Source organism: Corynebacterium sp. UMB8791 (genome assembly GCF_054166365.1).
Map to the genome: position 1 here is coordinate 1 of NZ_JBSZCG010000147.1, position 13,218 is coordinate 13,218.

The 13,218-nt window shown below is 64.9% G+C and carries 14 protein-coding genes; 12 read left to right on the forward strand and 2 right to left on the reverse strand.

Translation table 11 applies throughout. The features are described from left to right. Nucleotides 1-1,503 (forward strand): CAP domain-containing protein (locus ACXIUA_RS09820; protein ID WP_457976715.1); only part of this gene is annotated, 1,503 nt, incomplete at its 5' end. A 19-nt stretch (nt 1,504-1,522) separates the two neighbouring features. After that, complete coding sequence (locus ACXIUA_RS09825; protein ID WP_070363190.1) at nt 1,523-2,227, forward strand: DedA family protein; 705 nt, start codon at nt 1,523-1,525, stop codon at nt 2,225-2,227. 193 nt (nt 2,228-2,420) lie between these two features. On the opposite strand, the gene ACXIUA_RS09830 is transcribed toward ACXIUA_RS09825, so the two are convergent. Continuing rightward, nucleotides 2,421-3,266 (reverse strand): NAD(P)-dependent oxidoreductase, encoded by an 846-nt coding sequence (locus tag ACXIUA_RS09830; RefSeq protein WP_457976716.1) that lies wholly within the window; start codon nt 3,264-3,266, stop codon nt 2,421-2,423. A 20-nt stretch (nt 3,267-3,286) separates the two neighbouring features. Between ACXIUA_RS09830 and hemL the strand changes: the two genes are divergently transcribed. The 7 genes from hemL to galE are packed head-to-tail and all read left to right on the forward strand — an operon-like array spanning nt 3,287 to nt 10,239. Continuing rightward, nucleotides 3,287-4,612 (forward strand): glutamate-1-semialdehyde 2,1-aminomutase, encoded by a 1,326-nt coding sequence (gene hemL / locus ACXIUA_RS09835; protein ID WP_457976717.1) that lies wholly within the window; start codon nt 3,287-3,289, stop codon nt 4,610-4,612. Next, nucleotides 4,613-5,215 (forward strand): histidine phosphatase family protein, encoded by a 603-nt coding sequence (locus ACXIUA_RS09840; protein ID WP_457976718.1) that lies wholly within the window; start codon nt 4,613-4,615, stop codon nt 5,213-5,215. It abuts the gene before it with no gap. A gap of 14 nt (nt 5,216-5,229) precedes the next feature. Further along, nucleotides 5,230-5,808: a TlpA family protein disulfide reductase gene (locus ACXIUA_RS09845; RefSeq protein WP_457976719.1), complete on the forward strand. Its 579-nt coding sequence runs from the start codon at nt 5,230-5,232 to the stop codon at nt 5,806-5,808. Between the two features lie 51 nt (nt 5,809-5,859). Then, entirely contained in the window at nt 5,860-6,588 is a 729-nt protein-coding gene (locus tag ACXIUA_RS09850; RefSeq protein ID WP_177224256.1) for a cytochrome c biogenesis CcdA family protein, read from the forward strand. After that, on the forward strand, nt 6,589-8,217 hold the full coding sequence (locus tag ACXIUA_RS09855; protein ID WP_457976720.1) for a cytochrome c biogenesis protein ResB: 1,629 nt from the start codon (nt 6,589-6,591) through the stop codon (nt 8,215-8,217). A gap of 28 nt (nt 8,218-8,245) precedes the next feature. Then, nucleotides 8,246-9,247: a c-type cytochrome biogenesis protein CcsB gene (gene ccsB / locus ACXIUA_RS09860; RefSeq protein WP_070363183.1), complete on the forward strand. Its 1,002-nt coding sequence runs from the start codon at nt 8,246-8,248 to the stop codon at nt 9,245-9,247. Next, nucleotides 9,247-10,239, forward strand: coding sequence for a UDP-glucose 4-epimerase GalE (galE, locus tag ACXIUA_RS09865; RefSeq protein WP_070363182.1), 993 nt, complete (start codon nt 9,247-9,249; stop codon nt 10,237-10,239). The genes ccsB and galE overlap by 1 nt, the downstream gene beginning before the upstream one ends. Here galE and ACXIUA_RS09870 read toward each other — a convergent pair. Continuing rightward, the gene (locus ACXIUA_RS09870) at nt 10,236-10,490 is read right to left on the reverse strand and encodes a hypothetical protein (protein WP_256059718.1); all 255 of its coding nucleotides are present in this window, start codon (nt 10,488-10,490) and stop codon (nt 10,236-10,238) included. The genes galE and ACXIUA_RS09870 overlap by 4 nt on opposite strands. 44 nt (nt 10,491-10,534) lie before the next feature. Between ACXIUA_RS09870 and ACXIUA_RS09875 the strand changes: the two genes are divergently transcribed. From ACXIUA_RS09875 to ACXIUA_RS09885, 3 genes are all read left to right on the forward strand, one after another. Then, complete coding sequence (locus ACXIUA_RS09875; protein ID WP_370687309.1) at nt 10,535-10,849, forward strand: DUF4229 domain-containing protein; 315 nt, start codon at nt 10,535-10,537, stop codon at nt 10,847-10,849. A 361-nt stretch (nt 10,850-11,210) separates the two neighbouring features. Then, on the forward strand, nt 11,211-12,548 hold the full coding sequence (locus ACXIUA_RS09880) for a TrkH family potassium uptake protein (RefSeq protein WP_457976721.1): 1,338 nt from the start codon (nt 11,211-11,213) through the stop codon (nt 12,546-12,548). Continuing rightward, nucleotides 12,541-13,212 carry a potassium channel family protein gene (locus ACXIUA_RS09885; protein ID WP_176754815.1) on the forward strand — a complete coding sequence of 224 codons (672 nt, stop codon included), beginning with the start codon at nt 12,541-12,543 and terminating at the stop codon, nt 13,210-13,212. The genes ACXIUA_RS09880 and ACXIUA_RS09885 overlap by 8 nt, the downstream gene beginning before the upstream one ends. Nucleotides 13,213-13,218: the final 6 nt, after the last annotated feature.

Consider the following 13,218-nt stretch of genomic DNA (forward strand, 5'->3'; position numbering starts at 1 on the left):
ATGCTCGTTACTACCTGCTCAGCGGCCATGTTGGTGGCCCCGCAGGCCATGGCGGAGGACACCGCCCAGCTCACGGAGGCTCGTTGCGTGGCGCTTGTCGACGCGGTCAAGGACGCCACCGCGAAGCAGCGCGATGCGCAGGACCGCGAGCGCGCCACGCAGCAGACGCTCGATGCGGCGCAGCGCGACGTCGCCGCCGCCCAGGAAGAACTCAAGGCAGCAAAGGGCATGGTCGCCGCCGCCCAACGCCTTCTTGACGACGCCACCACCGACCGCACCGCGAAACAGTCCGCAGTGCCCGCCGGCGTGACGGCGGAATCTGCACAGCAGGCGCTCGAGGACGCGAAGGCGCGGGCCGCCGAAGCAGCCGCCGCCCTCGAAGCCAGCAAGGCCGAGGCGCAACAGCAGTTCGACCGCGGCTCCCTCGGCTTCTTCGAAGCCATGGGCGCAACCGACGCCGTCGCCGAACTGAACACCGACTTCCGCTTCAAAGAAGAAGACCCGGTGGCTGCGCAGACGGGCTACCGCATCGCGGACGACACCCACATCGGTGAGGCCGACGACGCCACCCACCTGGACAACATGAAGGCAGCCATCGGCTGGCTGCCCGAGGCCAACGAGCTCCGCGAAAGCGACGGCCAGCCCGCCCTGCCCGTCTCCGACTTCCTGATGGCGCAGGCCCAGGTAAACGTGAACTGGTCGCACCAGCTGCCGCGCGGGCACTCGAAGAACGGATGGGACAACCTGTCCTGGAACTACGACAACCCGTTCAAGGGCTGGTTCCACGAGGAGCGCGTCGCGTACTTCGAGGCACTCGAGAAGGGCGAGAAACCATTCGAGGCGGGTGCTGGCCACTACATGGCGATCGTCAACCCGGACATGCGCGCCACCGGCTTCGCCGTGAACACCAAAGCCTTCCGGTACCAGGGGTACCCGTGGCGTATTGCACACTCGCAGACCTTCGCCACCCACTGGATGAAGCAGGGCACTCCACTGTTCACCGTCGACGAGTACACCGAGCGCTTCAATACCTACTACGACGGCCTCAAGCACGCCATCGAGTTTGGCGACGCCACCAAGCGTCAAACGCTCGAGGAGCGCGAAGCGGACGTCGACAAGGCGGAGCGGACCCTGGAAGCCGCACGCGCGCTGCAGGCCGCGGAGGAGCTCGTGGCAAAGCGTGAGCAGGAGCTTTCCACCGCCAAGGAGGCGCAACCGGCCCGACAGACCGCAGCCGAGGAAGCGCTGACCGCGGCGAAGCAGGCGCAGGAGGATGCAGCCGCGGCCGCCTCAGCAGCAAAGGCTGCCGCCGCTGAAGCCCGCGCAGCCATCGAGCGCGCCGAAGCCGAATACCAGCCCGTCAAAGCCAACTGCGACGCACTGACCGGCGCCGACAAGGAGGGCTCCTCCACCGGTGGCATCATCGCCGGCGTGGTGCTCGGGCTGCTGGCAATCATCGGAATCGTGGTGGCCACCAACCCGGGAATTTTAAATATGTTCTAGCTAGGTACACTCTCTGCTTATGCAAAGCGAGGAGCAGACCACACCCGAACCAGAATGGTGGGAACAACCAGGCATGCCCTGGAACAGCAAACCAACCAAGGCCGACTACTGGTGCCTTGGCTGGTTCGGCTTCGTAGGCCTCTTCGGCCTCGCCATGATCCCGCTCCGCGCCTGGCTGCTTGGGCTGCACCCGCCCATCATGCTGGCCATTACCGGTTCCCGGATTGGAGCGGCGTCGACGGGCGCGCTCGCCGCCGTCGGCGAGGTGCAGCACTGGCTGGGCTACCTGCTCATCGGCACGCTGATGGCCATCAAGTTCGACTGGATCTATTGGTGGGCCGGCAAACTGTGGGGGCGCGGAATCCTTGACGTGCAGGCGCAGAACTCCAAGCGCAGCGCCCGCAACATCGAACGCGTGGAAAAGTGGGCCCTCAAACTCGGCTGGCTGGGAATCTTCCTCGCCTACGTACCGATCCCACTTCCCATCGCCTTCGTCGTCTTCGTCCTGATGGGCATGACCGGCATGCCGCTGTGGAAGTTCATGGTGCTGGACTTCATCTCGAAAACCCTGTGGTCACTTGGGTACTTCGCCCTCGGATGGTGGATCGGGGAGCCCGTGGTGTACGTGCTGGAGCAGTACGCCAAGGTGGCCAACTGGATCGCCATCGGCCTGATCGTGGTGATCATGTTCGGCGCGTTTAGGAGGCAAGCGAAGAAAGCGTAGGCGGATGCGCGCACCAAATTCCCTCACGCAGTTTGCTCGACCTGGGCTTTTCCAAATCGCCGCGCGAAATCCAGGAATTTGGTGCCCTCTCAACCGTGCCAGTGCCAAAGGACGCAACCCCCTTTTCACGACCTGGGCTTTTGCGTCCTCCCCGAACAAGAATTGCGTCCTTTGGCACTCGCTCCCCAGAAAATTAGCGGTACACCACCACTGAGGAGAAGTCCTCGTCCCCGTGGCCCTTCTTTTGCTGCTCCTGCAGGGAGGCAACTGCGGCTGCCACGGCGGGCAGCTCCTTGCCGGCGGCCTCGGCGGTGGCGAGCATCAAACGCGCGTCCTTCTCGATGGCGTCGGTGGAGAAGTCGCCGGGGTTGGTGTCGCGCTCGCCGAGGAGGAATGGGGACTTCATGTTCACGATGAACTCGAGGCCGGTGGAGCCGAGCATGTCGACGATGGTGGCGTCGTCAAGTCCTTGGGCGTTGCCGATGTGTAGTGCCTCCTTGAATCCCTGCATGGTCACTGCGAGGGCGAGGTTGGCGATGAGCTTGCCCGTCGCGGCCTGGGCGGCGGTGTCGACGACCTTGAGGCGTTCCGGGTTGGCGGCGGCCCACGGTGCGACGACGTCGGCGACTTCCTTGCGGCGCTGCTCGGTGGCGCCGCCGACGTAGACGCCGAGCTTTCCGGCGCGCGCCGGGATGAGCGAGCCGACTACGGGGGTGTGGACGAAGGTGGGGACGGCGGCGGCGAAGGAGTCGGCGTCGGCGGGGGAGATGGTGGTGGCGTCGGCCCAGGTGACGCCGTCGGGGATGAGGCCGGGTTCGATGACGACTTCGCGGACGGTGTCGGGGCCGAACAGGGAGGTGATGACCATGTCGGCGCCTTTGACGGCGTCTGCGGGGGTGTCGGCGGCGGTGGCGCCGCGCTCCACGAGCGGGGCGGTTTTTGCTGCGGTGCGGTTCCAGACCGTGAGGTCGTGGTCACTGACAAGCTTGAGTGCTAATTCGGTACCCATACGGCCGAGGCCTAAAAATGCAATCTTCATATCGCCTAGGATAGGCAACTATGACGAAGACGAACCTGACTTCAGAAAATACTGCTCGTTCTGCTGAGTTGTTTGCGCGTGCTCAGCGGGTCACGCCGGGCGGGGTGAACTCGCCGGTGCGCGCGTTTGGCTCGGTGGGTGGGCAGACGCGCTTTATTGAGAAGGCGTTCGGCAGCACGCTTGTAGATGTCGACGGCAACTCCTACGTCGACCTGGTGGATTCGTGGGGTCCGATGATCCACGGGAATGCGCACCCGGCGATCCTGGAGGCCGTCGAGAAGGCGTTGGTGAACGGGTTGAGCTTCGGTGCGCCGACGGAGGCCGAGGTGGAGATCGCGGAGATGATTACGCAGCGTACCTCCGTGGAGGAGGTGCGCATGGTCAACTCGGGTACTGAGGCGACGATGTCGGCGGTGCGCCTGGCGCGCGGGTACACGCAGCGCCCGAAGATTATTAAGTTTGATGGCTGCTACCACGGCCATGTGGATGCGTTGCTGGCGTCGGCGGGTTCGGGGATTGCGACGTTCTCGCTGCCGGATTCGCCGGGGGTGACCGGCGCGCAGGCGGCGGACACGATCGTGGTGCCGTACAACGATATCGAGGCCGTGAAGCGCGCGTTCGCGGAGAACGAAGGCCAGATCGCCGCCGTGATCGCGGAGGCGGCCGCCGGCAATATGGGTACGGTGGCGCCGCAGGACAACTTCAACGCGAAGCTGAAGGGGGTCTGTCACGCCAACGGCGCCCTACTCATCCTGGATGAGGTGATGACGGGCTTCCGCACCTCCTACTCCGGCTGGTACGGGGTCGACGGTGTTGCGGGTGACCTGACGACCTTCGGCAAGGTCATCTCGGGTGGGTTGCCGGCGGCGGCCTTTGGTGGGCGTCGAGAAGTAATGGAGAAGCTGGCGCCGAACGGGCCGGTGTACCAGGCGGGCACCCTGTCCGGAAACCCGGTGGCGATGGCGGCTGGCATGGCGTCGTTGCGCCTGGCCAGCGAGGATATCTACCCGGTGCTGCACCGCAACGCGGACAGGCTGGAAGATTTGGTCAGCTCGGCGCTGACGCGTGAGGGCGTGGCGCACCACATTCAGCGCGCGTCGACGATGCTGTCGGTGCGCTTCGCGGAGGGCGAGGGCCACAACTTCGACGGCATGAAGGCGGCGGACACGTTCCGCTACGCGCCGTTCTTCCACGCGCTGCTGGACCACGGAGTGCACGCGTCCCCGAGCCCGTTCGAGACCTGGTTCGTCTCCACAGCGCTGACCGACGACGACTTCGCCACCATCGAGGCCGCGCTCGTCCCGGCTGCGAAGGCCGCGGCCGCCGCGACCCCGGAGGGCCAGTAAATGACGCGAACTGTTGTCCACCTGGTGCGCCATGGGGAAGTGTTCAACCCGAAGAAGATCCTCTACGGGCGCATGCCGGGCTACCACCTGAGCTCCCGCGGCTACTCGATGGCCGCTGTGACCTCGAAGTTTTTCGAAGGCCGCGACGTCACCTACCTGGCGGCCAGCCCGCTGCTGCGCGCGCAGGAGACCGCGCAGCCGATCGCGGAGGTCACCGGTCTGGAGATCGATACCCGGGAGGAGATCCTGGAGGCCGGCAACACCTTTGAGGGGCTGCGCACCAAGGGGTGGCGCTCCCAGCTGTGGAACCCGATCCGGTGGCGCCACATGCTCAAGCCCTGGGAGCCGAGCTGGGGCGAGTCCTACGAGGACATCTTCGCCCGCATGGACGTCGCGATTGAGGACGCCCGCCAGCGCGCCGAGGGCCACGAGGCCGTGCTGGTGAGCCACCAGCTGCCGATCGTGACGGTGCAGCGCTACGTGCAGGGCAAGCCCTTCGCGCACGCGAGCCGTCGCTGCGAGCTGGCCAGCGTGACGTCACTTGTGTTCGACGATGACGTTGTTGTTGACTGGTCATACTCAACCCCCGCATCCGCGATCTAACCTGGAAGGACCCTATGACCGTGCGCCGCAGCCTTGTCCCATTCGTTGCCGCAGCCGTGCTGCTGAGCGGGTGCTCGAGCGCCAGCGACAACGGCGGGTCCTTCGCGTTCCACTCGCCGGGCGGGCAGGTGGAGCTGTTCTACCCGCAGGAGGAGCGTAAGCCGTTGCCGGACTTTTCCGGCGAGTCCCTGATGGAGCCGGGCAGCGAGATTTCGCTCAGCGACTTCGACGGCGAGGTCGTGGTGCTCAACGCGTGGGGCCAGTGGTGCGCGCCGTGCCGTGCGGAGGTCGACGACCTCCAGGAGGTGCAGGAGTCCATCGAGGGCTTCGGCACCGTGCTGGGCATTAACGTGCGTGACCACAACGCGGACATTGCGCGCGACTTCATGAAGGACAACGGGGTGACCTACCCATCCATCTACGACCCGCCGTTTAAGACCGCCGCGTTCTTGGGCGGCGTGCCCAGCTCCGTGATCCCGACGACGATCGTGCTGGACACCCAGCGCCGCCCGGCGGCGGTGTTCCTGCGGGAGGTCAACGCCCAGGAGATCATTGACCTGGCGAATACGCTGCACCAGGAGGCGGAGGCCTAAGTGGGGGAGGCGTTATCGGAGCTGGTCTCCCAGGGGCCGCTGCTGCTGGGAATGCTGGCGGCTGCGCTGGCCGGGTTGGCGTCCTTCGCCTCGCCGTGCGTGGTGCCGCTGGTGCCGGGCTACATGTCGTACCTGACGGGCATCGTGGGCGGGGAGCTCAACGTGGATGAGCACGGGGTATCTGTGACGCGGCGCCGCTGGGCCGTCGCCGGCGCGGCGGGCCTGTTCATCCTCGGGTTCACCGTGGTGTTCCTGCTGGCCACCGTGACCGTCTTCGGCGCGGTGAGCGCGGTGGCGCTCAACGCGGAGACCCTCATGCGTGCGGGTGGGGTGGTCACGATTGTGATGGGCCTGGTGTTCGCCGGTTGGGTGCCCGCGCTGCAAAACGACACGCGGCTGCGACCGAAGAAGTGGACCACGCTGCTGGGCGCGCCGCTGCTCGGCGGGGTGTTCGCGCTCGGGTGGACCCCGTGTTTGGGGCCGACGCTCGCCGCCATCGTGTCCGTTTCTGTGGGGACGGCGGGCATGACCGCGGCGCGCGGCGTGCTGCTGGTCATCGCGTACTGCCTCGGGCTGGGGCTGCCGTTCTTGCTGGTGGCGCTTGGCTCGGCGAAAGCGGTGCGTAGCATCGAGGTGCTGCGAAAGCACTCGCGCACCATCCAGGTGATCGGCGGGGTAGCGATGGTCATCGTCGGCCTGCTGCTGCTGACCGGGGCCTGGAACGTGTTTATCGGCTGGACGCGCCAGCTCGTCTTCGGATATGGAGCAACGGTGATTTAAATGAGCACTGCATGGACGTGGCTACGCAGGTCGTGGCACTGGCTGACCAGTATGCGCACCGCGCTGCTGCTCCTGTTCTTACTTTCGCTCGCCTCCATACCGGGCGCGCTGTTGCCACAGCGCACGGTCTCCGCGACGCTGGTAGACGACTACCTGCGCGCCAACCCAACCATGGGGCCCATCTACGACAAGCTGCAGCTTTTCGACGTCTTCGATTCCACCTGGTTCGTCGCTATCGTCACGCTGCTGATGGTCTCGCTGGTCGGGTGCATCATCCCGCGCTCGATTGACCACTGGCGCGCGTACCGGGCCACGCCGACCAGGGCGCCGAAGTACCTGTCCAGGATGCCGCTGCATGCGGAGGGGGACGTCGATACGCCGAAGGACGAGTTGGAGGCGAAGGCGCGCGCAGTGCTGCGCAGGTGGCACGTGGCCTCCTACCAGCCGGAGGAGGACCGCGCCGGGGTGTTCTCCATCTCGGCGGAGCGCGGCTACTCCCGCGAGCTGATGAACCTGCTGTTCCACATCGGGCTGGTGGGCATGATCGTGGCGTTCGCGGCGGGCCGAATGGTCTTCTACGAGGGCCAGGTCATCATGGTGACCGAGTCCGAGTCGCAGTACGCGGTGCCGGTGGAGCAGCCGCGCCAGTTCTGTAATACGTCACCTGCGAACTTCGACGTTTTCCGCGCCGGCCCGCTTTTCGACGGCACCGGCCTGCACCCGTTCTGCATCGAGTCGAAGAACTTCCGTGCCGAATACCTCAACACCGGCCAGGCGAACGGGTTCTGGTCGGACGTGGCCTACACCGCGGACGTGAGCGCTCCGCGCGAGCAGTGGGAGGACTTCACACTGCAGGTCAACCACCCGCTGCGCGTGGACGGCAACCGCGTCTACCTGCAGGGCCACGGGTTTGCCCCGCAGGTGACCATCACCTGGCCGAACGGGGAGACCCGCACACAGATGGTGCAGTTTAGGCCCACCGATGTGCAGAACTTCCTGTCCGCCGGCGTGATGCGTTTCGACCCGCCGGCCGGCATGTACCCGGACCTCACCGAGCGTCGCGAGCACCAGATCGCCATTGAGGGTAATTTCGCGCCGACTGCCCAGTGGACCGGCGTCAACGGCGACATGTTGCAGTCCGCGTTCCCCGCGATGCAGGACCCTGCGATGGCGGTGGACATCTACGTCGGTGACGCCGGCCTGGACACCGGCCGCCCGCAGAACATTTTCGTGCTGGACCAGAACTTGATCGCCGAGGGGCGCCTGCAGAAGGTGGAGCGCGTCAACCTGGTGCCGGGGGAGGAAACCACCCTTGAGGGTGGCATCCGGGTGCGCTTCGATGGCGCCGCCGAGTACGCCAACTACCAAATCTCCCACGACCCGACCCAGGGCTGGATGCTGGCGACCTCTGTCATCATGCTGGCCGCGCTGGCGGGCTCGCTGACCATCAAGCGCCGCCGCCTGTGGATCCGCCTGACCCCGACGGCCACTGGCACCCACGTGGAGCTGGCCGGCTTGGCGCGCACGGACCGCGCCGGGTGGGGCGCCGAGTTTGATGAAATCGCGGAGGAAATCCTCGGTACTCCGTCCGAAGTTCACCCCTCCTTCGAGGTTGATGACCTTGGCTAACCTGCGGTGACGCTGTAGATTGGTCCCCATGCTTGTCGATTCCACGATGGCGGACCTTTCAGACCTCACGTTCCGCACCGCGTTCATCCTGTACCTGGCTGCGCTGATCATGTCCTGTATCTACTACGGGCGCATGTTCGGCGTGCTCGACATGCGCCGCGAGCGCGCCCGCATGGATCAAAAAGTCGCCGTGGGGGCCGGGGGCGGCTCCGAGCTTATCGACGTCCCCTCCGACTCCTTCGACCAGGCAGAATACGACCGCCGCGTCGCCGGCGCCCGCAAATGGGCGAACATGACGCAGGCGCTGATCTGGTTCGGCATCGTGCTGCACGTGGCGTCCTTCATTACGCGCGGACTGGCGGCGAAGCGTTTCCCGCTCGGCAACCTGTACGAGTACATCCTGGCCATGACGGCCGTCGTGATGGTCGCAGCCGCGATCGTGGTGCAGCGCAAGAACTGGCACACCATCTGGCCGTGGCTGCTCGCGCCTATGGCGATCGCGATGTTCCTCAACTCCACCGTGTTCCACATGCACGTGGCGCCGGTGGTGCCGGCGCTGCAGTCCTACTGGCTGCCGGTGCACGTGTCGTCGGTGTCGGTGGGGGCGTCGATAGGTATTGTGTCGGGCATCTTTGCGCTGCTGTACTTGCTGCGCATGTGGCAGCCTCGCGGCGAGGAGCACGGGTTCTTCGGCGCGATTGCGAAGCCGCTGCCGAGCGCGAAGACGCTCGACCAGATCACCTACAAGACGGCGATCATTACGCTGCCGCTGTTCGGAATCGGCATTGTGTTTGGCGCGATCTGGGCTGAGGTCGCCTGGGGTCGCCCGTGGGGTTGGGACGCGAAGGAAACCGTGTCCATGATTACGTGGATCCTGTACGCCGCCTACCTTCACGCGCGCGCCACCGCCGGCTGGAAGAACTCGAAGGCCGCGTGGATCAACGTTTTTGCCTTGGCCATGACCATCTTTAACATGACGTATGTAAATACTGTCATTGCTGGACTTCACTCGTACGCAGGATTGAACTAATGAAAACACTGATTACAGGAGGGGCCGGCTACATCGGCTCCACAATTGCATCGTGCTGCTCCGACGCAGGCATCACCCCGGTCATCTTGGATGACTACTCCACTGGCCTGCGCGTCTTCGCCGAGCGTTTCGACCACTACGAGGGCGACATCGCCGACACCGAGCTGCTCAACAAGATTTTCGACGACCACCCCGACATCGAAGCCGTCATCCACTGCGCGGCCAAGATCATCGTGCCGGAGTCTGTCGCGCAGCCGCTCGAGTACTACGACGTCAACGTCGGCCGCGCAACCAAGATGCTGCAGGTCCTCCGCGACCGCGGCGTCAAGCGTGTCATGCTCAGCTCGACCGCCGCGATGTACCAGGCGGATGAGGACTTCACCGTCAACGAGTCCTCCGTCGTGGCGCCGACCAGCCCGTACGCCGCATCGAAGTGGATGCTGGAGCGCGTCATGGCCGACGCTGCTGCGGCCGGCCAGATCCAGGCTGTGGCCCTGCGCTACTTCAACCCGATCGGCGCCGACCCACAGCTGCGCACCGGCCTGCAGAACCCGCTGCCGTCTCACGCGCTGGGCAAGATGATCACCGCCCACCAGAGAGGTGAGGCGTTCACGGTCACCGGCGTCGACTGGCCAACCCGCGACGGCTCCGGCCTGCGCGACTACGTCCACGTCTGGGACCTGGCCCGCGCCCACGTCGCCGCCCTCAAGGCCGACCTCGCCCCATACGAGGTCATCAACCTGGGCACCGGCACCGGCACCACCGTCTTCGAGCTCGCGGAGGCGTTCAAGGCCGCCAGCGGCTCCGACATGGAGGTCACCACCGCGCCGCCGCGCGAGGGCGACGTTGCGGGCTGCGCGCCGCGCATTGACAAGGCGCGCGAGGTACTCGGCTGGTCCCCAGAGCTCACCATTGAGCAGGGCGTCCGCGACTCCCTGGCCTGGGCAGAGAAGCTGCCCGAGGTCCTCGCCGAGGAAGCAACGCGCAGCTAGTCTTCGCCGCGCTTCCTCCGACGCTCCTCCTCTTCACGACGCCGGCGCTCCGCCTCCTCGCGGGCCCGGCGTTCTTTAAACCTATTCTTCTCGATCTCCCACAGGAACTCCTCATCATCATCCGGCCCCTTAATAACCGGCGGTTGTTCCTGCTGCTGCACCCCATACCGGGCGTTCGACCCCGGGCCGAACGCACGCCACATCAAGTACACAGCCAGAATGATCAGAGCGATGAGTAGAAGCCTTCCCATGCCCTCTAACATACTGGTCCACCTTTGCGTTAGGCTAAGTCCCCATGGCCCCCATGAGTGAAGCACCCGAAGTTGACCCGAGCGCGAAGCGTCGCGCAAACAAAGCCGCCGCCATCTATGGGCTGTACCGGCTCCTCCTCTTCATCGCCCTCACCGTGGTGATCCAGCTGCTAGCCGTCGCGGTTGGGGCGCCCGTGCCGCTGATCATGTCGGCCCTGCTGGCCCTGATCGTGGCGTTCCCGCTGTCCATGCTGGTGTTCAAGAAGCAACGCATCGAGGCCGTCCAGGCGCTTGCGCATTGGAAGGAGCAGCGCCAGGCCCGCAAGGCGTGGATCGAGGCCGAGCTGGCCGAGCGTTAGTTCTCTCGTGGGACGGTGTGCACCACATTCCTGCATTTTGGCGTCGTGGGTTCGCAAAAGCCCAGGTCGCGTGTTCTGCCGCGAGGGAATTTGGTGTCAGGCAGGTCGGCTCGAGTGCCAAAAGACGCAATCGAATAAGGTCTATTGCTTCAAAGTTGCTGGCAAAAAATGTGCTAGACAACAAACGATGTCAGATTTGGCACTGGCGCCCACTCCATAGCTACTCAGCGACAAGAAAACCCCTCCGCAGCCAGTCCGCTGAACGGGTGACTTCAGGCAAGAGGGGAATACCCCTCACACTTTACACTCGAAAAGTTCAAAACCCTTGCCACCCGCACCCCGCTGGCGTAATGTTCCGCTGGTGCCTGCTGTCATTCGGCACCGCCAGCTCAATAGCGCGGCGGTGATTTTGTTCGGCTTCCTGGTTGCCCTGTTCGTGGGCACGGTGTTGCTGATGCTTCCGGCTTCCACTGTGAATCCGGGTGGGTTGCCGCTGTTGCCGGCGTTGTTTACGGCGACGTCCGCGCTGTGTGTGACCGGCTTGGCGATTGTGGATACGGCGACGTATTGGACCACGTTCGGCAAGGTGGTTATTGCCGTGTTGATCCAGGTTGGCGGGTTCGGGGTGATGAGCTTCGCGACGATTCTGGGTCAGGCGGTGGTCCGCAAAGCGAATTTGAGTGCGAATGTGATTTCGGCGGTGGAACGTCGTACGGCGGTGGGCGGGATCGCGCCGCTGTTGAGGCGGGTCCTGCTGGTGAGCATCGTGGTGGAGGCGCTGGTCGCGCTGGCGTTGACGGCGCGGTTCGTGGCGTTGGGCTACCCATTGCCGCGCGCGTTGGGGCATGGGGTGTTTCATGCGGTGTCGGCGTTTAACAATGCGGGGTTCGCGCTCTATTCGGACAACATGACCAGTTTCGTGGGGGATTGGTGGGTCTGCGTGCCCATCATGGCGGCGATCATTATTGGTGGTTTGGGGTTTCCGGTGCTGTTTCAGTTTCGGCGGGACGTGTTGCACCTGCACCGCTGGACGTTGAATACGCGCATGGTGGTTGCCGGTACGCTCTTCCTTCTTTGCTTTTCGACGGCCACCATCCTCGCCATGGAGTGGAACAACCCGCGCACGCTGGGTGGGTTGCCGGCGTCGGATGCGGTGTTGGCGGGGCTGTTTCAGGCGGTGCAGACCCGCACGAGTGGGTTCAACTCTGTCGATATTGGCGGGATGCACGAGCCGACGCTGTTTGCGATGGACCTGTTCATGTTTGTGGGGGCGGGCCCGGCCGGCACCGCGGGTGGCGTGAAGATCACGACGGTGTTGGTGCTGGTGGCGGCGGTGTCGGCGGTGGTGCGGGGTCGTACGCAGCCGGTTATGCTGGGCAAAGGTGTCCCGGTGGAGGTGGTGCACCAGGCGATCACGGTGGTGATGCTCAGTGGCGCGCTGGTGGTGGTGGCGACGTTCGCGTTGTTGGCGCTGACGCCGTTTCACCTGTCGGAGGTGTTGTTTGAGGTGCTGTCGGCGTTTGGCACGGTGGGGTTGTCCACGGGCATTACGCCGCACCTGGATGCGCCTTCGTTGTTGGTCATTATTTTTATGATGATTGTTGGCAGGTTGGGTCCGATTACTGTGGCGACGGCGTTCGCGTTTGCGGAGCCGGCGTCGAAAATTTTGCTTCCTTATGAAAGGCCGATCATTGGTTAAGTTTGCAACGCCCACGTACGCGGTGCTTGGGCTCGGGAGGTTTGGCTCGGCGGTGGGCCGGGAGCTCATGTTTGACGACGCCACCGTCGTCGGCATCGATCTGGAAGAGGCTGCCGTGAAGCGCAACAACGGGCTGCTGTCGAAGGTGGTGCAGGCGGACTGCACGGACGTGGCCACGATTGAAGAGTTGGGCATTTCGGAGTTCGACGGCGTCGTCGTGGCGATCGGCGGGGCGCACGTGGAGGCGTCGATTTTGACGTGTTCGCTGTTGGTGGATGTGGGCGTCGAGAATTTGTGGGCGAAGTCCTCCGGTAATGCGCACGGGCGCATCCTGGACCAGATCGGTGTGCCGCATGCGGTGCACCCGGAGGAGGCGATGGGGCGGCGCGTGGCGCACCTGGTGCGTGGGGCGAACCTCGACTACGTGGAGTTGTCCTCGGGCACGGCGCTGGTGCACACGGTGGTGCCGACGCACGTGGCGGGCCCGCTCGACGAGCAGGCGTTGTGGCAGAGCCACGGCGTGAAGGTGATTGCCGTGCGCCGCGAGGACCGCTGGCAACCGGTGCTTGGGCACATGGTCCTGGTGGCTGGCGAGCAGGTGCAGATCTATGGGGATTCGCGCCGGGTGGAAAAGTTCAGCCGCATGGCGGCGCGGCGACGCTAACCTGGG

Coding starts and splice junctions, on each gene's coding strand:
- ACXIUA_RS09825 (WP_070363190.1), top strand. CDS start 1,523: ATGCAAAGCGAGGAGCAGACCACACCCGAACCAGAATGGTGGGAACAA.
- ACXIUA_RS09830 (WP_457976716.1), bottom strand. CDS start 3,266: ATGAAGATTGCATTTTTAGGCCTCGGCCGTATGGGTACCGAATTAGCA.
- hemL (WP_457976717.1), top strand. CDS start 3,287: ATGACGAAGACGAACCTGACTTCAGAAAATACTGCTCGTTCTGCTGAG.
- ACXIUA_RS09840 (WP_457976718.1), top strand. CDS start 4,613: ATGACGCGAACTGTTGTCCACCTGGTGCGCCATGGGGAAGTGTTCAAC.
- ACXIUA_RS09845 (WP_457976719.1), top strand. CDS start 5,230: ATGACCGTGCGCCGCAGCCTTGTCCCATTCGTTGCCGCAGCCGTGCTG.
- ACXIUA_RS09850 (WP_177224256.1), top strand. CDS start 5,860: ATGCTGGCGGCTGCGCTGGCCGGGTTGGCGTCCTTCGCCTCGCCGTGC.
- ACXIUA_RS09855 (WP_457976720.1), top strand. CDS start 6,589: ATGAGCACTGCATGGACGTGGCTACGCAGGTCGTGGCACTGGCTGACC.
- ccsB (WP_070363183.1), top strand. CDS start 8,246: ATGCTTGTCGATTCCACGATGGCGGACCTTTCAGACCTCACGTTCCGC.
- galE (WP_070363182.1), top strand. CDS start 9,247: ATGAAAACACTGATTACAGGAGGGGCCGGCTACATCGGCTCCACAATT.
- ACXIUA_RS09870 (WP_256059718.1), bottom strand. CDS start 10,490: ATGGGAAGGCTTCTACTCATCGCTCTGATCATTCTGGCTGTGTACTTG.
- ACXIUA_RS09875 (WP_370687309.1), top strand. CDS start 10,535: ATGGCCCCCATGAGTGAAGCACCCGAAGTTGACCCGAGCGCGAAGCGT.